The 21,321-nt window shown below is 72.2% G+C and carries 13 protein-coding genes; 6 read left to right on the top strand and 7 right to left on the bottom strand.

The features are described from left to right. Positions 1–336: 336 nt before the first annotated feature. A complete protein-coding gene (locus NAEX_RS47985; protein ID WP_143140920.1) occupies positions 337–528 on the bottom strand; it encodes a hypothetical protein in 192 nt (63 codons plus the stop codon). Between the two features lie 351 nt (positions 529–879). On the opposite strand from NAEX_RS47985, the gene NAEX_RS18010 reads away from it, so the two are divergent. Next, entirely contained in the window at positions 880–1,212 is a 333-nt protein-coding gene (locus NAEX_RS18010) for an FKBP-type peptidyl-prolyl cis-trans isomerase (RefSeq protein ID WP_096328711.1), read from the top strand. A 60-nt stretch (positions 1,213–1,272) separates the two neighbouring features. Here NAEX_RS18010 and NAEX_RS18005 read toward each other — a convergent pair whose 3' ends face one another. Together NAEX_RS18005 and NAEX_RS18000 are read right to left on the bottom strand one after the other, a co-directional pair. After that, positions 1,273–2,457: a class I SAM-dependent rRNA methyltransferase gene (locus NAEX_RS18005; RefSeq protein WP_096328710.1), complete on the bottom strand. Its 1,185-nt coding sequence runs from the start codon at positions 2,455–2,457 to the stop codon at positions 1,273–1,275. 526 nt (positions 2,458–2,983) lie between these two features. Then, positions 2,984–4,258, bottom strand: a complete 1,275-nt coding sequence (locus NAEX_RS18000) for a hypothetical protein (protein WP_096328709.1) — start codon at positions 4,256–4,258, stop codon at positions 2,984–2,986. A gap of 252 nt (positions 4,259–4,510) precedes the next feature. Between NAEX_RS18000 and NAEX_RS17995 the strand changes: the two genes are divergently transcribed. After that, positions 4,511–4,813, top strand: a complete 303-nt coding sequence (locus NAEX_RS17995; RefSeq protein WP_245913751.1) for a polyhydroxyalkanoic acid system family protein — start codon at positions 4,511–4,513, stop codon at positions 4,811–4,813. A 38-nt stretch (positions 4,814–4,851) separates the two neighbouring features. Here the strand turns inward: NAEX_RS17995 and ligD are convergent, their stop codons facing one another. Beyond that, on the bottom strand, positions 4,852–7,617 hold the full coding sequence (gene ligD, locus NAEX_RS17990) for a DNA ligase D (protein WP_096328708.1): 2,766 nt from the start codon (positions 7,615–7,617) through the stop codon (positions 4,852–4,854). Then, entirely contained in the window at positions 7,617–8,555 is a 939-nt protein-coding gene (ku, locus tag NAEX_RS17985; protein WP_096328707.1) for a non-homologous end joining protein Ku, read from the bottom strand. Before ku ends, ligD begins: the two co-directional genes overlap by 1 nt. Before the next feature lie 302 nt (positions 8,556–8,857). Here ku and NAEX_RS17975 point away from each other — a divergent pair, with 302 nt between their 5' ends. The 4 genes from NAEX_RS17975 (at position 8,858) to pyrC (ending at position 15,780) form a co-directional block, all read left to right on the top strand. Further along, on the top strand, positions 8,858–10,594 hold the full coding sequence (locus NAEX_RS17975) for a Ca2+-dependent phosphoinositide-specific phospholipase C (RefSeq protein WP_143825589.1): 1,737 nt from the start codon (positions 8,858–8,860) through the stop codon (positions 10,592–10,594). An 86-nt stretch (positions 10,595–10,680) separates the two neighbouring features. Then, entirely contained in the window at positions 10,681–13,233 is a 2,553-nt protein-coding gene (locus NAEX_RS17970) for a tetratricopeptide repeat protein (protein WP_096328705.1), read from the top strand. A gap of 194 nt (positions 13,234–13,427) precedes the next feature. Beyond that, on the top strand, positions 13,428–14,570 hold the full coding sequence (locus NAEX_RS17965) for an acyl-CoA dehydrogenase family protein (RefSeq protein WP_245913750.1): 1,143 nt from the start codon (positions 13,428–13,430) through the stop codon (positions 14,568–14,570). A gap of 166 nt (positions 14,571–14,736) precedes the next feature. Then, positions 14,737–15,780, top strand: a complete 1,044-nt coding sequence (gene pyrC / locus NAEX_RS17960) for a dihydroorotase (protein WP_245913749.1) — start codon at positions 14,737–14,739, stop codon at positions 15,778–15,780. Between the two features lie 69 nt (positions 15,781–15,849). Here pyrC and NAEX_RS17955 read toward each other — a convergent pair whose 3' ends face one another. Beyond that, positions 15,850–19,008 (bottom strand): amino acid adenylation domain-containing protein, encoded by a 3,159-nt coding sequence (locus tag NAEX_RS17955; RefSeq protein ID WP_096328703.1) that lies wholly within the window; start codon positions 19,006–19,008, stop codon positions 15,850–15,852. Positions 19,009–19,403: 395 nt separating this feature from the next. Next, positions 19,404–20,288, bottom strand: a complete 885-nt coding sequence (locus NAEX_RS50385) for an STAS domain-containing protein (protein ID WP_170135807.1) — start codon at positions 20,286–20,288, stop codon at positions 19,404–19,406. Between the last annotated feature and the right edge of the window lie 1,033 nt (positions 20,289–21,321).

Raw genomic sequence — 21,321 nt, 5'->3', positions numbered from 1 at the left:
CAGAATACAGATGAGGTGGTTTTGGACAAAGTTAATTAGATTGATCGGCTTCGTGAGCGTGATCACTGGCGCTTCGGTGAACCAATCAATGGATACAGGACACGCCGGCCAGCCATTCCTTGTCGCCCCAATGGGGGCTGCGCAAGGCAAGGGGGGAGTAGGAGGACGCAGGGCACGTACGCGCAGAACTGAGCCCGCCTCGCCCGCCCGCGAAGTCGACGCATGGGCGCCCCGCCGGGCCTCCCGAGCTGCTGAAGGCCGATTGGAGCCCCCCGGACTTCACGCGACGATCAGCATCCGTCTCCCGCATTGCCTCGGAATCGAATCTCGACGAAGTCAATGGCCGTCTTTTCCCGGCCACAGATGCTTCGATCCGCTCTCGCCGCGTCGAGCGATCCCGGTGAGCCTCTTGCCTCGATTGTGCGATTGCAATCGACGGTGCGCCCCGCTGGAGAGCGTATTTACGGCGACGTGCGCCATGTCGTCCGTTTCGCGGCGGTTCTCGCGAAAATCGTGATCGTTGCGCAAAGGGCAGATGATTTTTTTAAATAGGAGTCGCACGAAGAGCTCGCGGGCGAGTCATGGTTGATGTGCCGCGCAGCTCTCCACGTGGATCGTCGGAGAATGTGTCGACGACCCCGCGATGTCCGAACCATGCCTCTTGAAAATCGGCGCGCCCCGCTTCCGCGGGGTCGACGAGCTGCCTCGGCGCGCGCCGCGGGTGCCGATCGCGATCTCCGAGCCCGTCGAGAGCAGGCGGACGTGCCGGGGCCGGGGGCGGCGCGTGCGAGCCGTTCCCGAAATCGCGCGGGGTCCGCGGGCCGCGCAAATCGGTCTCCGGGACGCCGCCCGCGCTTCCGCAACCTGCTAGGCTCGGTCATGGCCGAAGAGCTACAGATCGAAGACATCGTCGTGGGCACCGGCGCGACCGCGGAGCCGGGCAAGCAGGTCAGCGTGCATTACACCGGCTGGCTGGTCGAGGGCGGGACGAAGTTCGACAGCTCGCTGGACCGCGGGCGCCCGTTCAACTTTCAACTCGGCGCCGGCGACGTGATCAAGGGCTGGGACCAGGGCGTGGTCGGGATGAAGGTCGGCGGCAAGCGGCGCCTGACGATCCCGCAACACCTCGGCTACGGCCGCCGCGGCTTCGCCGACGTCATTCCGCCCCGCGCGGCGCTGCTGTTCGAGGTCGAGCTGCTGGCCGTGAAGTGAGCGCGACTCGGCGCCCGCCGAGCCACGACCCGACGTTGCGATCGGCGAGGCGGTGAAGCGCTACTCGGCGAGCGCGAGCACGAACTTGAGGTAGCGGCCCTCGGGGAAGTGCAGCGGGGTCGGGTGGTCGGGCGGCTCGTGGCGCACCTCGAGCAGCCGCAGTGGACGCCGGGCCTGCCGCGCCGCCTCGCTGAGAATTTTTAAAAACATGTCCATCGGGACATGGCTCGAACAGCTGGCGGCGGCGAGCAGGCCGCCCGGACGGACCTGGCGCAGGGCGCTGGCGTTGAGCCGCGCATAGGCGGCCTCGGCCGCGCGCACGGCCTTATGGTTCGGGGCGAACGAGGGCGGGTCGACGATGACGAGGTCGTAGGTGGCGCCGGCGGTGTCGTCGAGGAAGGCGAAGGCGTCGGCGGCGACGAAGGCGTGCGCGGCCGGGTCGAGGTCGTTGAGCGCGAAGTTGTCGCGGGCGGCGTCGACGGCGTTGCGCGCGAGGTCGACGCTGGTGACCCGCGGGGCCCCGCCGAGCGCGGCGGCCAGCGAGAAGCCGCCGGTGTAGGAGAACAGGTTGAGGGTCTCGCGGCCGCGCGCGACCTGGCGAATGAGGCGCCGGTTCTCGCGCTGGTCGAGGAACATGCCGGTCTTCTGGCCGCGGCGGACGTCGACCTGCATGCGCATGCCGTGCTCGCAGATCGCAACCTGCTCCGGCGGCGCTTCGCCCGCGAGCACGCGCGGGCGCTGGGCGGCAGGCACGTCGTCGCCGCCGCGCTGGCCGCTCAGACCCTTGAACCACAGCGTGCGCGGGCGGACGACGTCGACGATCGCCTCGGTGAGGTCGCCGAGGTGCGGAAGCCAGGCAGGCGTGTCGAGCTTGAGGACGGCGCAGTCGGCGTAGAGGTCGACGACGACGCCGGGCAGACGGTCGCCCTCGCCGTGCAGGACGCGGAAGGCGTCGGTGGCCGAGAGGTCGAGGGTGGTCTGCCGCAGCCGCCAGGCGGCCTCGATCCGCCGGCGCCACAGCGCAGGGCCGGGCTGCTCGTCCTTGCGCGTGCCGAGCACGCGGAGGGCGATCGGCGAGTCGGCGTCGAACAGGGCGTGGCCGATCGGCCGCCGACCCTGGCCGAGCAAGGTGACGAAGTCGCCCGTGCGCGCGCCGACGACCTCGGGGACGGCGTCGACGTACAGCCACGGGTGGCCGGCGGCGACGTGGCGGGTGAGGCGGTCGGGGACGAGGACGGCGGGCACGCGAGGCGGAGTCTACGCGATCTCGCGCGGGTGTACTGCGGGGCGCGAACGCGTGGGAGACAGCGGCGTGAGCGGAGCGGCCGCGTCGGCAGGACCCGGCGAGCGGCGGCGGCCCGCTCCCGGCGACGAGGGTCGAGTGCGGTTCGGCCGCCCACGAAGAAAGGGGCGCGCCCTCCCGGACATGCGCTCTCCCGAGGTCGCGCGCGGCGACGGCGGTTCGACCGCGGCCCCGCGCGAATGCAAGGACATGAGCCCGCGGACCTGCATTGACCCGAGGCCGCGAGCGGCGAGCAGCGGCCTGCCGGCGGCGTGCGAATGAAAGGACATGCCCTCGCGGACATGCCTCGTCCCGAGGCCGCGAGCGGCGAGCAGCGGCCTGCCGGCGGCGTGCGAATGAAAGGACATGCCCTCGCGGACATGCCTCGTCCCGAGGCCGCGAGCGGCGGTCGACCGCGGCGGCGTGCGAATGGAAGGACATGCCCTCTCAGACATGCCCTTGCAGACATTAACTTTAGAGTACGCCCGATCAGGCAGCCGGGGCGTCGACGCGGCAGACCTCGTCGGTGTCGAACTCGGCGGTGTAGTCGACGCCGTCGATGCAGAAGCCGCGGGTGCGGGCGTACTCGTCCATGAAGCTCTGATAGAGCGCGGGGTCGAACGGGTCGCCGGGCTTGCCGGCGAAGAAGCGGCGCGAGAGCTCGGCCTGGACCGCCTCGTCGAGCTCGACGTCGTCGAGGCGGACCAGGCCCTCGGCGTCGACCACGGGCTCGCCGCCGTGGGGCAGCTTGTCGCGGAACAGGCGGAGCATGGAGGCGAGCGGGTCCTCGAAGCGGTCGCCGAGGACGTCGCGGACGAGGGCCATGTAATAAGGGACGCCGGGGATCCCGCCCGACGCCTCGGTGACGACGGCGGGGCCCTCGACGGCGACCGCCCGCCCGCCGACGCGCCCGCGCAGGACCGCGTCGATGGCCCGGGTGTAGAATTCGAGGTCGGCCTTGGCGAGGCCGATCAGGCCGTTGCGGTAGACGGCGGCGTTGAGCGGGTTGCCGCGGTACGAGATGGTCGCCAGGGTGAAGCCGGGCGCCAGCAGGTCGTGCTGCAGCAGCGCGTCGACCCACTGCTCGACGATCCGCCCGCCCATGACGAACTGGGTGGCGACCGCCTCCTCGGGGCTGCCGGGCGGCAGCTCGAGCTCGACCAACTTCGGCGCGTCCTCGGGGGTCTCGCCGCGGCCGCTGAAGGTGCGCACGGTGGCCGGCTTGCCGAGCGGCTTGAGGGCGCTCTGGACCGGCTTGCCGGTGCGCGGGTCGGTCGCCCGTGGGGCGGCGAGCGCCCACACCAGGCCGTGCAGCTTGCCGCCGAAGTGCTCGCGGACCTCCTGGATCGCGGCCGCCAGCACGGCCGGGTCGAACGCGTCGCCGAGCACCGTGCGCGCCGCCAGGCCGCGCGCTCGCAGGCGCCGCTCGATCGCCAGGGTCCGGTGATACCCCGGCGAGCCGATCTTGCGCAGCTTGTTGGAGCTCTCGGGCTGCGGCGCAGGGTCGTAGGAGACGTTCAGCGTATGTGCTCCGAGACATGTCCCCAAGACCACACGCGCGGCGCTGCCGAAGCCGCCCGAGCCGCCGACGACCAGCCAGGCGCCGGGCTCGCCGCCGGCGCGGGTGAAGCCGCTGGCGGCCGCGCGATCGACCAGCGCCTCCGCCGAGCGCTGGACGCCGACCGGGTGGAAGTTGCCGGGGTGGATGACGTGGCCGAGCGAGGGCACGAAGCGGAACTGGAACTTCGGGACAGCGAGGCGCATGACGGGCGCCTTCTACCACGCCCGCGCCGCCGCCGGGGAGCGCGGCGCGACGACGCGCATCCGCAGGCGCGACCGGGCCTGCGCGCGCGCGCTGGCGTTCGCACGCGCGTGCGGCCGGCCGTGTCGCGGGCGCGGAGGGCGCGGTACGGCCGCACGGCGCAGTTTTTCGCGAGGGATCGAGCAATGTGAGACGCGTCGGAGCGGGGCGACGCGTGACGGAGATCCGCGGTGGTCGAGCGGAGGTCTCGAGTCATGCTGCAGGTCATGGCCAACATCAGCATTCGTCGCCCGAACGCCCTGGGTAAGGCGATGGCGCGGCAGAAGACGGAGTCCCTGGCGCTCAGCATGGAGGCGAAGCTGGGGATCCGCTGGCACTGGAAGGGCGACCAGTTGACCTTCGATACGCCGCGCGGGGCGGCCCGCGGGACGTCGGGGACGGTCAGCGTCGACGACTCCAGCGTGCGGGTGGAGATCGACCTGCCGCTGGTGCTGCGCGGGTTCCGGGGCGCGGTCGAGGGCAAGATCCACGACGAGCTCGACCGCCTGCTGCGATAGGAATGGACAATGTTCTTCGGGGCATGTCCCGAAGGCCATCAAACCTTGGCACCGACCGCGCGCAGGCGCTGCGCCGTGAGCACCTGGCGGACGCGCGCCAGCTCGCGCCAGGGGTCGCTGCGCAGCTTGGCGAGGCGAGCGACGGTGCTGTCCATGTCGTAGGCCTTGGGGTCGGCGAGGCCGGCCAGCTCGGACCAGCGCAGCGGGACGGACACCGACGCGCCCGGGCGGGCCCGGGGCGAGTAGGCGGCGACGCTGGTGGCGCCGCGGTCGTTGCGGAGGTAATCGACGTAGATCTTGCCGCGCCGCTTGTGCTTGGCGGCGACGTCGACGAAATGCTCGGGGTCGGCGAGGCTGAACTCGCGGGCGATCCCGCGAGCGAACGCCTTGACCTCGGCCCAGCTCTGGCGTCCGGCGGTCAGCGGGACGACCACGTGCAACCCCTTGCCGCCGGTGGTTTTCAGGAAACTGTCGAGGTCGATCCGGGCGAGGCGCTCGCGCATGGCTTTCGCTGCACCTTTGACCAGGTCCCAGGGGACATCCTCGGCGGGGTCGAGGTCGAGGACCAGGCGGTCGGGGCCGTCGGGGTCGGCGACGGTGGCGCCCCAGGCGTGCAATTCGAGCGCGCCGATCTGCGCCAGCCCGATCAGGCCGCGGGCGTCGCGGACGTAGACGTAGGCCGGCTCGTCCTCGTCGCCGATCTCGATCGCCTGGATGCCGTCGGGCAGGTCGTGCTTCATGTGCCGCTGGAAGAAGCACGGCTTGCCGATGCCGTCGGGGCAACGCACCAGGCTGAGCGGACGGTCGGCGACGTGCGGGAGGATCCAGTCGACGATCTTTTCATAGTACTCGGCGAGGTCGCGCTTGGTGATGTCGTCGTCCGGCCACAGCACGCGCCCCGGGTTCGACAACGGGACGCCGAGGACCTCGACGCCGGCGCTGTCCGGGGTGGGGGCGGGGGCCTCGCGGTGGACCTGCTTCGGCCGCTTGTCCTCGCGCACGCCCTCGTAGACGGCGTGGCGGATCCGGTCGTCGCGCGTCCACTCGCCGAAGCGGACCTCGACGACGACGTCGGGGCGGACGAAGTGGACGTCGCCGAGGCCGGTGGGCAGGCGACCGGCGAACGGGGAGCGGGCGACCTCTCGCGCGCTGAGCAGCTTGTGCAGGCGCGCGGCCTCGGCGAAGTCGAAGCCGGTGCCGACCTTGCCGGCGTACTGCAGCTTGCCGTCGTCGTCGAACACGCCGACCAACAGGGCGCCGAGCGCCCGCGGGCCGCTGCGCGCGGTCGCGTAGCCGCCGACGACGACCTCCTGGCGGCGGCCGCACTTGATCTTCAGCCAGTCGCGGGTGCGGCCGCTCTTGTACGGGGCGTCGGCGCGCTTGGCGAGGATGCCCTCGAGGCCGAGCGAGCAGGCGCGCGCGAGCAGCTCCTCGCCGCCGCCGACGATGTGCTCCGACAGCCGCACGCGACCGGGCGCGTCCTCGGGCGGGAGCAGCTCGGCCAGCAGCTTCTTGCGCTCGATCAAGGGCAGGCCGCGCAGGTCGTGGCCGTCGAGGTGGAGCAGGTCGAACGCGTAGAACACGAGCTCGCCGGGCCGATTCTCCGCGAGCGCGGCCTGCAGCGGGCCGAAGCGGGTCAGCCCGTCCTCGTCGACGTGCACGAGCTCGCCGTCGACGAGGGCCCGGTGATCGCCGAGCCGGCCCTGCAGCGACCGGGCGAGCGGGGCGAGCCGCTCGGTCCAGTCCTGTTCGCCGCGGGTGATCAACCGGACGTCGCCCTCGTCGACGCGGGCGAGCAGGCGATAGCCGTCGAACTTGATCTCGTGGCACCAATCGTCGCCGGGCGGGACGTTATCCACCAAGGTGGCCAGCTCCGGCGCGACGCGCTCGGGGAGCGGACGCTCGGACGCTGATTTTTTTGCAGTGGCGGCGGCCTTCTTGGTCGACTTCTTCTTGGCCGCGCGCGGTCGCTTGGTCGTCTTCTTGGCGGCCTTCTTGGTGGCGGTCTTCTTGGTCGCCTGCTTCGCCGTCGGCAGGCGCGCGGGTTCGTCGCTGGCGGACCGCTTCTTGGCCGACTTCTTCTTCTTGGCGGCGGGCTTCTTCGCGACCGCCTTGACGGCGGCGTTGGCGGCGTCGCTCCTGGCCGGCTTGTTGCCCGCGGGGCGGCGGGTCGACTTGTTGCTCGGCTTGCCTTTGGCCTGCTTGTTGGTGGTCTTGCGGGCCTTCTTCTTCGGCGGCTCGCCGGCGGCGACCTCCTCGACGGTGCGGCCGCTGAGGATGCTCTCCGGCTGGTCGCGCACGAGGGCCTCGCCGTCGTCGCTGGCGACCTCGTCGCGCTCCTTGATCAGCAGCCAGTTGTCGGTGTCGTCGTCGCGGCGGCCGTGCATGCGGACGAGGGTGTAGCTGCCCTGGAGCTTGTGGCCGTCGAAGCGGAACTTGAGCTTGCCGGCGCGGTAGCCGGCGCGCGCGTCGCCTTCGGGGTACCAGCGGCCGCGGTCCCACAAGATCACGGAGCCGCCGCCGTACTCGCCCTGCGGGATGGTGCCCTCGAAGTCGCCGTACTCGAGCGGGTGGTCCTCGACGTGGACGGCGAGCCGCTTGTCGTGCGGGTCGAGGCTCGGGCCCTTGGGGCAGGCCCAGCTCTTGAGCACGCCGTCGAGCTCGAGCCGGATGTCGTAGTGCAGACGGCGGGCGGCGTGCTTGTGAATGATGAACTCGCCCTGCGAGCCGCTCTTGGGCGCCTTGCCGCGCGGCTCCGGCGTGACGGCGAAGTCGCGCTTCTGATGGTAGCGCGCGAGCGACATCAGGCCGCCTTTCGCCGGGCCGTCTTGGCCCGCTTGGCCGTCTTCTTGCGGTTGGTGGCCGCGGCCTTCTTGGCCTTCGCCGGGCGCGGGTTACGGGCGGCGGTGCGCTTCGGCTTGTTCTTCTGCTTGTCGGCCTCCTCGGCGCCGGCCTTGCCGCCGCGCTGGAGGCTCTTCTTCAGCAGCGCCATCATGTCGACCACGTTGGTGGCCGGCGCCTCGGCCTCGACGTCGACCTCCTCGACCTCCTCGCCCTTCCACTTGCGCTTGATGAAGGCCAGGAGCTCGTCGCGGTAGGTGTCCTTGAACTCCTCGGGCTTGAACTCGGCGGTCATCTCGTCGATGAGCCGCTCGGCCATCCTGAGCTCGGGCGCCGACACCTTGGGGGCGTCCTTGCCGGTCGGCAGGTCGTAGTCCTCGAGCGGATGCAGCTCGTGCGCGTAGCGCAGCAGCTCGAGCACGAGGGCGTCGCCCTTGACCATCACCGCCGCGAGGCTCTCGCGCGTGCGGATGACGACGCGGGCGATGCCGACCTTGCCCGACTTGCGCAGCGCCTCGCGCAGCAGCACGTACGGCTTGGCGCCGCGCTTGCCCGGCACGAGGTAGTACGGCTTCTCGAAGTAGGTCGGGTCGATCGCGTCGGCGTCGGTGAACTGGACGATGTCGACGGTCTGGGTCGCCTTGACGTTGGCGCGCTTGAAGTCCTCGTTCTCGAGGATCACGTACTCGCCCTTCTTGACGGCGTAACCCTTGACGATGTCGTCCCAATCGACCGGCTCGCCGGTCTCGCGGTTGTACCGCTGATATCCGACGGGCGACATGTCGCGCCGGTCGAGGAGGTCGAAATTGAGCTCGTCCCTCGATTCGGCGGAGTACAGCCCGACGGGGATCTGCACGAGGCCGAAGCCGATGGTTCCTTCCCAAATTGCCCTGGCCGGCATGCCGGAGACCTAGCGCGCGAGGCCGCGCTGTCAAGCCGCCCGGCCCGATCGAGGCGCTTCGCCGAGGCCCGATAGGCCGACGATCGCTCGCGCTCGCGGTGCGTCCAAGGATGCGGGGAGAGCAGGCTCAGCGTGGTCGCAGCGGGTCGGAGACGCGAGGCGGCGATCACGCCCGCGAGCGCGGCAGCCCGCGCGAAGGTCGCGGACGCGGCGGCGAGGACACGCCGCTCGCGACCGGAAGGAGATGTCTCCGGGGACAGGTCGGCTTGACAGCGGCGACCCGGTGGCGGTCAGCTCGCGACATGCTCCGCCCGGCGTTGCTCGTGCCCCTCGTCCTGTCGGCCTGCGGCGGCGCCCCGGGAGCGACCGCGGGCGGGAGTGGGAGCGAGTCGGAGACCGGCGCGAGCACGACCACCACGAGCGAGGCCCCGACCGGCGGCAAGACGACGAGCTCGGGGACGACGAGCTCGGGGACGACGAGCTCGGGGACGACGAGCTCGGGGACGACGAGCTCGACGACGGCGAGCTCGACCGTGACGACCGAGGCGCCCACGACGACCGCGGCGACGACGGGGGACACGACCACGGGGGCCGAGGCGAGCGGGCCGCGCTATCACGAGGTGCGGCAGAAATCGTCGCACAACGCGTTCCAGCGGCACGAGGCGCTGTTCGACCAGATCGTGTACCACCGGATCCGCTCGCTCGAGCTCGATATTCACACCGGCAAGGCGTTCGAGGCGGCGCTCGCCGGCGATTGGTTCGTCTATCACACCGACGTGATCGACGACGACACGCACTGTCGCACGCTGTCGCAATGCCTGGACCAGGTGGCGGCGTTCGCCCGCGCCGTGCCCGCGCACGAGGTCGTGACGCTGTGGATCGATCTGAAGGACGGGTTCGGCGGCGGGCACCAGCCGGACGATCTGGACGCGCTGCTCGCGGCCGCCTTCGCCGACGCGCTGGTGCGGCCCGAGGAGCTGCTGGCGGCCTGCCCCGGCGCGACCACGTTGCAGGAGGCGGTGACGACCCGCGGCTGCACGTGGCCGCGGCTCGAGGCGTGGCGCGGGCGGGTGATCGCGATGCTCACCGGCGGCGACCTCGACGATCCGTCGGGACCGCTGGCGACTTACGTCGGGGCGGACGCCGGCGCGCGGGCGGCCTTCGTCGCTCCCGGGCTGAGCGACGCCCAGGACCTCTTCAAACATTCGGCGGCGATCGTGCACAACCTCGAGATCGGGGATGTGACAGTGGCCGAGGCGGTGCGCGCGGCGGGGATGGTCAGCCGCGTGTGGGTGGCCGACGACGAGGGCGCGTGGGCGGCGGCGGAGCAGGCGGGGGTGCATCACATCGCCACCAACCAGATCAACCGCGACGAAGATCCGTGGGCGAACACGGCGGGGCCGCAGGGCTGGCCGTTCACGTGCATCGCGGATTGTGAGGCGCCGGCGAGCGAGTCGGCGGCGATCGTGACGGTGACGGTCGACTCGGGAGACCTGTGGGGCGGCAGCGACGAGGGGCTGTTCGCCGGGGCCCTGGCCGGGGCGGGCGAGGTGGTGTGGACGGCGGCGATCGCCGCGCCGAACAGCCACGTCGAGCCGTGGGCCAAGGCGTGTCTGGCGGCCCGCGCGGGGCTTCAGGCGGACGCGGCGTACCTGGCGATCTGCCGGCCCGCCGACGATCACCCGCTGCGGGTGCAGCGGCGCGAGACGGCCGGCGCGGGCACGGAGGCGTTCGAGTTCGCCGGGGTGCCGGGGCTGACGGGCGAGTCACCGGCGTTCGTGCGCCTCGAGCGGCTGGCCGACGCGAGCTGCGTGCGCGGGCTCGGCTCGAGCGACGGGGTGGGGTGGACGGCGATCGCCGAGCACTGTTTCTCGGAGCCGCTGACACATGTGGGACTGGCGGCGGCGTCGCACGGGGCGGGCCCGCTGCCGCTGCTGTTCGTGGCGCCGACGGCGACGCCCGGCGGACCGGTGGCGGCGGCCGACCTGACGGTGACGCCGCTCGGGGCCGGCGTCGGCGGGGTCGCGGACGGCTGGTGAAGGTGTCTCGAGGGACAGGTTCGCATCCGAGCGAGGTCGGCAGGCCACGCGACACCAGGCGCGCGACTCCGGTAAGCTCGGCGGCGATGACCCACGACGAGCGCGAGTCCGGGCGACTGTGGCAGCGGGTGCGTGATCGACTGGCGACGGCGGTGCGCGGGCGCCTGCCCGATCCGCCGCCCGACCTGCAGCTCCTGCGGGTCAGCTGCGAGGTGGCGCCGGCCGCCCTCCGGCCGCTGCTCGAGGCGCGCCGGCTGACCGAGGCGATCCTCGGCGAGGCGCGGCCGAAGCCGCCGGACCGGGCCAAGTCGCTGCGCCGGCGCACGCTGTTCGGCGAGGCGCCCGAGCGGGCCACCGAGGCGGTGCTGGTCGAGCTGTGGAATCACCTGGCCCAACAGCCAGGTTCGCGGTGGGTCGTGGTGTTCGACGCGGTCGAGCAGGCCGACGAGGCGACGCTGGCGGCGCTGACCCAGGTCGTGCGGCGGCAGGGGTGGCTGCAATTGCCGCTGGTGCTGGTGTTCCACGGCGAGCCGAAGGAGGCGGCGGCCGAGCTGCTGCTGGCGGTGCGGACGCGCGACCCGGCCGGGGTGGTGCGCGGGGAGGAGCCGCCGAGCGGCGAGGCGCAGGCGATCCAGTGGCGCACGCTGCCGCCCGAGGTGCTGCGGGTGCTGCGGGCGGGCGCGCTGATCGGGCCGGGCTTCGAGACGCGGATCGTCGCCGACCTGCTGTCGTTAGAGCCGCTGGTGGTGCTCGAGCTGCTGCAGCAGGCGACCGACCTCGGGCTGCCGGTCGAGGACCGCGGCGAGGGCCGGTTCTCGCTGCCGACGTCGGCGCTGACGGCCCTGTCGACGTCGCTGATGCCGTCGCTGGCGCAGGCGTGGCACCGCAAGCTCGGGCGGCTGCTCGGGGCGCGCGCCGGCGAAGAAGTGGCCGGCGCCAAACCGCCGCGACCGCCGGTGCCGAAGCCCAAGCCGCGCGAGAAGATCCCCAGCGCCGCCCAGGTCGCGGAGATCATCGACCTCTCGGCCGAGGTCGTCGACCTGGTCGACGAGACCGGGCTGGCCGCGCAGGTCGCCAGCGAGATGGCCGCAGGGACAGGTTTCGAGGATCACGGCAACAGCGAGGCGCCCGCGGGGACGGGCGAGGCTGCGGCCGCGGCGAGGGGGGTGTCCGCAGGGACAGGCGCGGGATCGGGCGATTCCCCGCAGGTGTCCGAAGAGACATCTGCAGCCAATTCGCCCGGCGCGCCGACGTGGACGGTGCCGGGCAAGGGCGAGCGGTCGGGGCCGATCGACATGTCGCTGGGGGCGAGCTCGCTGGCGGGGCTGCGGGCGGCGAGCCCGAATGTGTCCCCCGAGACAGGTCCGAACGAGCAGGCGGAGGCGCGGCCGGCGGGCTGGTCGCCGGCGCGGCGCAAGACGATCTTCGCGGCGCCCGCCGCCGAACCGCGGGCGGAGGAGGCCGATCCGGACGGCTGGGGGGCGCCGTCGCGGGTGGTGCCGACGCGGCTGGAGGACCCGCTGGTCGACGAGGCGCGGGCGGCCGAGCACATGCGCCTCGCCGGCGAGTTCGACGCGGCGGCGCAGCACCTGTGCGAGGCGGCCCGCAAGGCGGCGGAGATGGGGGCGCCGCAGGCCGCGGCGCAGCACGCCCACAACGCGCTGTCGCTGCTGGCGACGCTGCCGGCCAGCGCGACGCGGCGGCTGCTGCGGGTGCAGGCGCTGATCGAGCTCGGGCGGCTGCAGTGGCAGTCGGCCGGCTACGAGTTCGGGTTCACGTTGACGCAGGCGCAGGCGACCCTCGACATGGCGCGCGCCGAGCTCGGGGCCGACGCCCCGGTCGAGCTGGCGGCCGACCTGGCGCAGGCGATCGCCGGCGTGTGCTTCGATCTGGGCGACCCGCGCTCGCTCGGGCGCGCGCTCGACGAGCTGGTCGCGGCCGGGAGCATGCTGCAGGCCGCGGGCGACGCGATCGGGGCGGCCTGCCTGCTCAACGACCAGGCGGCGGTGCTCGTGCGCATGGGCGACCCGGGGCGCGCGCTGCAGCTGCTCCGCCAGTCGCGCAAGGTGTTCGACCCGCACGTCAACAGCGACCCGGTCGCGCTGCGCGAGCTCGCCGAGACCGAGCACCTGTTCGCCCGCCTGCCGCTGCACGCGCAGCTGCGGCCGGGGCGCGAGGCCGAGGGCTTCGAGATGGGGCTCGAGCACGCGCGGGCGGCCGAGCGCGCCTATCGCGACCTCGGCGAGGTCCGCGAGCTCGGGCGCGTGTGGGAGACGATCGGCCGCCTCGAATTGCGCGCGGGGCGGACCGAGGCGGCCAAGCAGCGCTTCGACGCCGCGGCGGAGGTGCAGACCCAGCTCGGCGACCTGACCGGGCTGGCGCAGACGACGGAGGCGCTGTCGCAGGTGCTGGCGCTGCTCGGGCGCGACGCCGAGGCGGTGACGCTGCTGCGCGACTCGGTGGTGTTCAACCGCGACAAGGGCTCGCCGCTCGGGCTGCAGCAGAACCGCCGCGCGTTCACCGAGCTGTCGGAGCGGCTGGCGCAGCGGGCGGAGCACGCGGCCGGCCTGCAGGAGGTGGCGATCCTGCTGTCGGCCGGCGAACGCGAGCTCGGGGCGCTGCTGCAGCCGCCGGCGTGATCGGCCGGCGCGTCGGTAGACCCCGAGCAGACGCGGTCCGGGTGCGTCGACGACAGGAGGATCGTTCACCCGACCTCGCCGCACCCGGGCCGCCCTCGTCATGCGTCGCCGCGGCGCATGACAGTGGCGGTCGCGCCGGCGTACGATCGCGGCGGAGGTTGCTGGTGATGCGAGAGGATGATTCCGCGAGGATCATGGCCGCGGTGCGAGATCTGGGTCCGACCATCGCCGGGCGCGCCGGGGAGATCGACGGGGCGCGGCGGGTGCCGGCGGACCTGCTGGCGCAGCTCAGGGCGGCGGGGGTGATGCGCATGTTCGTACCGCGCAGCCACGGCGGCGCCGAGCTCGAGCTGCGCGCGGGCCAGGAGATCCTCGAGGCGCTGGCGCGCGTCGACGGCTCGACGGCGTGGACGGTGATGATCGGCGCCGAGAGCCCGCAGGTGCTGGCGCTGCTGCCCCGCGCGCGCTTCGACGCGATCTACGCCGCCGGCCCCGACGTGGTCCTGGCCGGCGGCTCGAGCCCGCAGGGCGAGGCGCTCGTGGTCGAGGGCGGCTATCGCGTGACCGGCAAGTGGACGTTCGCCAGCGGGTGCGAACATTGCGACTGGATGATCGGCAATTGCGTGGTGATGCAGGACGGCCAGCCGAGCCCGGGCGCGGCGCCCGGGACGCCCGAATTGCGCGGGATGATCTGGCCGGCCGCGGCCGGCCGCGTCGTCGATTCGTGGCACGCGCTCGGGATGCGCGGCACCGGCAGCCACGACATCGCCGTCGAGGGGCAATTCGTGCCCGCGTCCGATTCGCTCGACCTGTTCGCCGGGGCGCCGTCGGTCGCCGGCCCGAACTTCGTCGCGCCGGTGCTGCACATCCTGGCGCACATGGCCGCGGTCGCGGTCGGCCTGGCCCAGGGCGCGCTCGACGAGGTGGTGACATTGGCGCGCGGCGGCAAGAAGCGGGTGTTCGCCCGCGCGTCGCTGGCCGAATCGCCGGTGTTCCAGATCCACCTCGGGCGCGCCGAGATGGACGTGGCCGCCGCCCGCGCGCTGGTGCGGGCGACCAGCGAGGAGTTCTGGGCGGCGTGCGTGGCCGACCCGGCGGCGGTGCCGGCGATCGTGCCGCGGCTGTCGGCGATGCTGGCGTGGGTGGTGGAGACGTGCACGCGCGTGGTCGACGCCTGCTACCGGGCGGGCGGGGCCGGGGCGGCGCGCGACGCCTCGCCGCTGCAGCGCCGGTTCCGCGACATGCACACGCTGTCGCAGCACGCGGTGGCCGCGGAGGGCTTCCTCGGCCAGGTCGGCGCGCTGCGGCTCGAGCAGCCGGCCGGCTTCTGGAGCTGATGGTTTTCTAAAAGAGGGACATGGCGGAAAGGACATGTCGCGGCGCGCCCGGGCGGCCGCGTCGCCCGGGTCGCCGCGCGGCGCTCGCGCTCGGCCCGCGCGCCGGCTGCGGACGCGATCCGGCGGGGCTGCGCGGGGGCCGGGGCGCGTGATACCTCTTGGCGCCGTGACCGACGCGCTCGAGCTTGTCCGCCCCGACGACTGGCACCTCCACCTGCGCGACGGCGTGGTCCTCGCCGACGCGGTGGCCCACACGGCGCGGCAGTTCGCGCGGGCGATCGTCATGCCCAACCTGAAGCCGCCGGTCACGCGGGTCGCCGACGCCGCGGCCTACCGCGAGCGGATCGTCGCCGCCGTGCCGCCGGCGCTGGCCGGGCGGTTCACGCCGCTGATGACGCTGTACCTGACCGACGCGACGCCGCCGGAGGAGATCGCCCTCGCCCGCGATTGCGGGTTCGTCCACGGCGTGAAGCTCTACCCGGCCGGCGCGACCACCAACTCGCAGTCGGGCGTGACCGACCTGGCGCGGGTGCTCCCTGTCCTCGAGGCCATGCAGCAGGTCGACCTGCCGCTCCTGGTCCACGGCGAGGTCACCGACCCGGGCGTCGACGTGTTCGACCGCGAGGCGGTGTTCCTCGAGCGCCACCTCGCGCCGCTGCTCGAGCGCCTGCCCGACCTGCGCGTGGTCGTCGAACACATCACGACCCGCGAGGCGGTGGCCTTCGTCCGCGCCGCCGGCCCGCGCGTGGCCGCGACGATCACCGCCCATCACCTGCTGTACAGCCGCAACGCCATGTTCACCGGCGGCGTCTGCCCGCACTACTACTGCCTGCCGGTGCTGAAGCGCGAGCTCCACCGCGAGGCGCTGGTCGAGGCGGCCACCAGCGGCGAGCCGAAGTTCTTCCTCGGCACCGACAGCGCGCCGCACCCGCGCCGGGCCAAGGAGAGCGCGTGCGGCTGCGCGGGGATCTTCACCGCCCACGCGGCGATCGAGCTGTACGCCGAGGCGTTCGAGCGCGCCGGGGCGCTGGGCCGGCTGCAGGGCTTCGCCAGCGAGTTCGGCCCGCGCTTCTACGACCTGCCGGTCAACCGCGACAAGGTCCGGCTCGAGCGGGCGGCCTGGGAGGTGCCGGCCGCCTATCCGTTCGGCCAGGACGAGCTGGTGCCGCTGCGCGCCGGCGAGCGCCTCGCCTGGCGCCTGGCCGATTGAGCATGTGATCAAAGGCATGTCCCCGAGGGCATGCCCCGGAGAGCATGCCCTCGGGGACATGCCGGTACATCAGCGCCCGGCGAGCAGGTGCGCGCCGCCGCGGCCGCCGTCGTGGGCGCGGACGGGCGGGAGCTGGCCGGTGGCGATCCAGTAGCGGAGGTAGCGGGCGATCAGGGCCCGGTCCAGGGCGACGAAGCGGACGCCGCTGCCGGCGAGCGCCTCGTTGGTGTTGCTGGTGTCATACTGCGGCATGTCCTCGTAGAGCTCCCAGCGGGTCAGCTCGTCGCGGTAGACCCGCTCGAACAGCATCGGCAGCAGCGAGCACAGCGGGTTGTCGCGCTCGCGGGCGTCCTGGATGGTGCGGTCGACCCATTGGGCGTAGGTCCACTGCGCCAGCGGGTAGCCGAACTCGCAGATCAGGGCGAAGAACTGGTTGAGGTCGGGCGACTGGCGCAGCTCGGGTGGGACCAGGTGATAGGCGCGGCCGTGCGTGCCCGGGGTGCCGGCGATGTGGAGGATCGCCCGGCTGACGAAGTCGACCGGCACGAACTCCTTGCGCTGGCGCGGCAGGTCCGGGTACCCGCCGATCTGGACCGCTCCGCGCACCGAGCGGCCGACGAAGTCGTCGGCGTTGCCGGCCCCGCTGCGGCTGTCGCCCATGATGAAGCCCGGGCGGTAGACCGTGACCGGCAGCCCGAGCGCGCCCGCCGACCACACCGCCTTCTCGGCGACCCACTTGCTCGCCGAGTAGCCGATGTCGAGCACGAGGTACTCGAGGTGGTCGTCGATCGGGTCGTCTTCGTGGACCACCCGCTTGCCGCCGAAGAACCCGCTCGGGCCGAACACCGCGATCGACGACACATAGTGCAGCGGCTTGAGCCGGCCGGTGGCGGCGAATCGCAGCACCTCGAGGGTGCCGCCGACATTGGTCGCGCGGTGGGCCGCGTAGGGCTGGACGTAGTTGACCTGCGCGCCGGCGTGGAAAACCGCGTCGACCCTGCCGGCCAGCGCGGCGAAGGTCGCCTCGTCGAGGCCGAGGCGCGGCCGGGCGAGGTCGCCGGGGACGGCGTGGATCCGGGCGGCGAACGACGACTGCCACAGGCCGTACTTCGCCAGCGCCTGCTTCACCCGGGTCATCCCCGCGTGGGGGTCGGGCGCGCGCACGAGGCAGTGGACGCGAGTCTGCGTGTGCAGCAGCAGGTCGCGCAGCAGGAAGGCGCCGAGGAAGCCGGTCGCGCCGGTCAGGAACAGCTCGCCGGTGCGCCACGCGTCGGCCGCCGGGCGCGGCTGCGCGGCCGCGCCGGTGATGAGGGCGCGGAGGTCGTCGGGGATGCGGGCATCCGCCTGCCACGTCTCCGGGCCCACCGCGGTGGCGCTGCGGACCGCCTCGCCGCGCAGCGCTCGCCGCAGCTGGGCCGCGAACTCGCGCAGCGTGCCGGCCTCGTACAGGGCGTAGACCGGGAAGCGGACGCGGTACACGTCGCGCACGCGCAGGACCAGGCGGGCCGCCTGCAGCGAGTTGCCGCCGAGGCGGAAGAAGTCGTCCTCGGGCAGGACCACCGGCACGCCGAGGATGTCGGCCCACATCGTCGCGAGCTCGCCGGTCAGCGGGTCGTGGGTGGCCGCGAGCATCGCATTGAGGCTGAACACCCCCGAGTGGCCCTGGCCGGCGACGAGCGCCTTGCGGTCGACCTTGCCGTTGGCGTTGAGGGGCAGGGCGTCGAGCTCGACGAACCGCGGCGGCACCATGAATCGCGGCAGCTTGCTCTGCAGGTACTCCTGCAGCAGCGAGGCGCGGAAGCCGGCGCGGTCCTTCGGGACCACGTGGGCCACCAGCGATTTGTCGCCGCTCGGGCTCTCCGTCACCGTGACGGCCGCGGCCGTGACCATCCCGCTGGCGACCAGCGAGGCTTCGATCTCCTCGAGCTCGATGCGATGACCGCGGATCTTGACCTGAAAATCGGTGCGGCCGACGAATTCGATCAGGCCGTCGGGGCGCCAGCGGACCTGGTCGCCGGTGCGGTACAGGCGAATCGGCGCGTCTCCCGTCAATCCTGCCAGCGAGACGAAGCGCTCGGCGGTGAGCTCGGGGCGGTTCAGGTAGCCGCGGGCCAGGCCGTCGCCGCCGATGTAGAGCTCGCCGAGCTCGCCGACGCCGACCGGACGCTGCTGTTCGTCGAGGATGAAGGCCAGGGTGTTGCTGATCGGGCGCCCGATCGGCACGTTGGTGCCGGCGGCGCGCTCGCGGTCCAGCTCGCAGGTGACGGCGAAGGTCGTGCTCTCGGTCGGGCCGTAGCCGTTCAGCAGGTGGCGCGGCGGGGCCGCCTCGAGCACCGCGCGGATCGCCTCGGCGTTGAGCTTCTCGCCGCCGACCAGGAGGTACCGCAGCGACGCGAACGCGTCGGGGCAGACGCCGGCGACCAAATTGAACAGCGCGGTGGTCAGGAACATCACGGTGACGCCGCGAGCGGTCAACTCGGACCGCAGCTCGTTCGGGTCGAGGGCGCGGCGGCGCGGGATCAGGACAATCGCGGCACCGTTGAGCAGCGCGCCCCAGACCTCGAAGATGGCGGCGTCGAACGAGAAATTGGCGATCTGCGCGACGCGGTCGGTCGGCTCGAACTGCACGTAATTGGTGCAGAGCACGAGCCTGCTGACCCCGCGGGCGACGATCTCGATGCCCTTGGGTTTGCCGGTCGAGCCGGAGGTGTAGAGGATGTGCGTGCGCCGCTCGGCCCCGCCTTGGACCCACGGGAACGTCGGCGGGTTGCGCTCGAACCGCGGGCGCTCGCGGTCGACGCACAGCTCGCGCCGGCCGCCGAGCTCCAGCCCGAAGTGCCGCCGGTCGGTGAGGACCAATTCCACCCCGGCGTCGGCGATCATGAACTCCAGCCGCTCCCGCGGGTAATCGGGGTCGAGCGGGACGTAGGTGCCGCCGACCATGCAGATCGCCACCTGGGCGACGATCTGCTCGATGCGTGGACTCATGAAGACCCCGACAGGCGTCTCCAGGCCGACGCCCGCGTCCTTCAGCGCGTGCGCCATCTGACTCGCCCGGCGGTCGAGCTCCGCGTACGACAGCCGCTCCTCCCCGGCATCGACGGCCAGCGCGTTCGGGCGGCTCCGGACCTGGCGCGCGAGCAGCTCCGCGAGCCCCTCCGCGTTCGGATATGGGGAAAAGCCGCCGGTCCACGCTGCGTCGATGGGTCGGGCGTCAAGCTTCGTCATTCTCAGTCCTCCGGCGAATCGAGGTCACGACGGCGCGCGCAGGCCACAGCCGTCCCAGCTTCTTGAAGATGCCTTGATGATATAGACTGCTATGATTTAAACCATATCCAATTTTGACCCGCACGCAAACTCAGGTCCCCCGTGCGCGTCCGACGTGTGGGTGAGCAATTTTGCCAGTTTGTTCCTATTGCCTCGAAGAGATTCCACTCATGCGTCTGTGGCAATCACCACACCAGCGGCGACCGCCACACATCGACGTGCCTCGCGCAGGGGCCGAAAGCGGCCGCAAGCCCCCGACGCCGGCCGCGATGGAATGCACGCACGACGTCCTGGGTCGACACGACCCCGGGGCGAACCGGGGGTAGAGCCACCCCAGAAATGCACCGACGGCGGCGTCAGCCTTGCTGCATGGCGAACGCGATGCCGCTCTGGAGCGTCGCGCGAGTGACGATGCCCTCGAGATTGGTCCCGAGGTTGACGAGAGTCTGCGCGACGTCGGGCCGGATCCCCGTGAGAATCACCTCGGCCCCGAGCAGCCGCACGGCGCGGGCGGCCCGCAGCAGCGCGTCGGCCACCTGCGTGTCGACCACGGCCACGCCGGTGATGTCGAGGATCGCCGTGCTGGCCCGGGCCTCGCTGATGCCCGTGAGCAGGGTGTCGATGATCCGCTGGGCCCGCGCCGCGTCGATCGAGCCGATCAGCGGCATGGCGACGATCTTGCCGCTGATCGGGATCAGCGGGGTCGACAGCTCGGCGAGCGTCGCGGCCTGCACCGCGATGATCTCCTCCTGCAGCCGGCGGCGCTCGTTCTCCTCCCGCTTGCGCTCGGTGACGTCGACCCCGAACGACACCACCTCCTGCAGCGTGCCGTCGGCCCCGAAGCGGTGATAGGAGTTCCAGGCCAGGATCCGCCGCTCGCCGGTGTGCGACTGAATCGTCAGCTCGTAGTCGCTGACGTCGCCGCCCTCGGCCGCGATCTTGAAGTACTCCTCGACGGCCGGGTACAGGTCGCCGGGGTATAGCAGCGGCATGATGTTGGTGCCCGCGATCTGCTCGGTCGTCTTGCCGATCAGCCGCTCGCACGTGGCGTTGGCGTAGATCATCCGCCCGTCCGGCGTGAGCCGTGAGATGAAGGCGGGGGCGTGATGCACGACGTGCTTGAACACGTCGCGCTCCTGCTCGAGCGCGGCGACGGTCTGCTCGAGCTCCGCCACGCGCCGCCGCAGGGCCTGGATCTCGCTGTCGAATTCCGGGAGGGTGGGGGCGCTGGGGTCGTTCATCGGAGCCGCTCCGACCCGCAGCGCGGGCCACAATCCAGGGTATAGAGCCGCCTTCGCGCTGACCAGCCCCTTCGCGAGTGGTGAACACCGGTCTCTGCGATCGCGCAGACGCGTACCGGTCGCTTCCGCGCGAGGTCGGAGCGCCGGCGGTATCATCGTACATACGGTGTTATGATCAATACATTGTTCTGCACGGTGTAATACATGTCTGTTCCCACATGTGTGAACAGACATTGAACAGGTAGGAGGGGAGGCCCGCGAATGGGACTGCAACCGTCGCGGGCGCGGCCCGAACGGCCGCTCCGCCGCAAAATCGCGGTTCCGACGGCGGGCGGCGGTGAGCACGCGGCTGCCGCGTGCAGCGGCGAATCTTGGGCGAACGCTGCTTACGCCCTGTACGATACGGTCGCAGCGGCGCGAACGACCAAATCCCCTGGTCATACGGATCGTCGTCGGTATCGTGAGTGCAGACCAGGTAAACCGCGAACATGTCCCGCTTCGGCCCGTGCAGGCCGGCGCGCGCGCGCAGAGCGGGCTCGGGGAAAAGGCCTGGTCGGAACCCCGGGTCGCTCGCGACGCCCGCCGAAGACGTGCGTCGACTCGCTGCTCGCCGCTCCGCTCGCGCTCCGCGCGGTCACGCCCCGCCAGCGAGCTCAGCCGTGGCGAGGTCGGCGCCGCAGCGAGAGCGACCCGACTTCGGGTCAGAGGTCGTCTCGCGATCGTCTCGGCCATCCTCACGGCCTCGCGTGGCGACTCGCGGGAGCGACGGGACGGCGCTCGCCTCGTCCCGAGCGCCGCGAGCAGCGACTGGCGGTCGAGAGCGGCCGGGCTGCGCTCGCCTCGTCTTGATCGCCGCGAGGGGTGACGCGGGCGGCGAGAGCGGCCGACCTGTGCTCGCCTCGTCACGACCTCCGGGATGAGGACGGGGACTAACATGCGCTCGTCTCGGGCCGTGCTCACGGCCTCGCGCTCGCGTGGCGGGAACGGCCGCCTGCGCCCGCCTCGCCGGCTTCACGGCCTCGCGTCGCGGCTC

The sequence above is a fragment of the Nannocystis exedens genome (assembly GCF_002343915.1).
GTDB classification, from domain to species: domain Bacteria; phylum Myxococcota_A; class Polyangia; order Nannocystales; family Nannocystaceae; genus Nannocystis; species Nannocystis exedens.
Note: the sequence above shows the minus strand (reverse complement) of the source record. Positions and strands in the feature narration are given on the sequence as shown.

Coding starts and splice junctions, on each gene's coding strand:
- NAEX_RS17970 (WP_096328705.1), top strand. CDS start 10,681: ATGACCCACGACGAGCGCGAGTCCGGGCGACTGTGGCAGCGGGTGCGT.
- ligD (WP_096328708.1), bottom strand. CDS start 7,617: ATGTCGCTCGCGCGCTACCATCAGAAGCGCGACTTCGCCGTCACGCCG.
- NAEX_RS17995 (WP_245913751.1), top strand. CDS start 4,511: ATGCTGCAGGTCATGGCCAACATCAGCATTCGTCGCCCGAACGCCCTG.
- ku (WP_096328707.1), bottom strand. CDS start 8,555: ATGCCGGCCAGGGCAATTTGGGAAGGAACCATCGGCTTCGGCCTCGTG.
- NAEX_RS17975 (WP_143825589.1), top strand. CDS start 8,858: ATGCTCCGCCCGGCGTTGCTCGTGCCCCTCGTCCTGTCGGCCTGCGGC.
- NAEX_RS50385 (WP_170135807.1), bottom strand. CDS start 20,288: ATGAACGACCCCAGCGCCCCCACCCTCCCGGAATTCGACAGCGAGATC.
- NAEX_RS18000 (WP_096328709.1), bottom strand. CDS start 4,258: ATGCGCCTCGCTGTCCCGAAGTTCCAGTTCCGCTTCGTGCCCTCGCTC.
- NAEX_RS18010 (WP_096328711.1), top strand. CDS start 880: ATGGCCGAAGAGCTACAGATCGAAGACATCGTCGTGGGCACCGGCGCG.
- NAEX_RS17955 (WP_096328703.1), bottom strand. CDS start 19,008: ATGACGAAGCTTGACGCCCGACCCATCGACGCAGCGTGGACCGGCGGC.
- NAEX_RS17965 (WP_245913750.1), top strand. CDS start 13,428: ATGGCCGCGGTGCGAGATCTGGGTCCGACCATCGCCGGGCGCGCCGGG.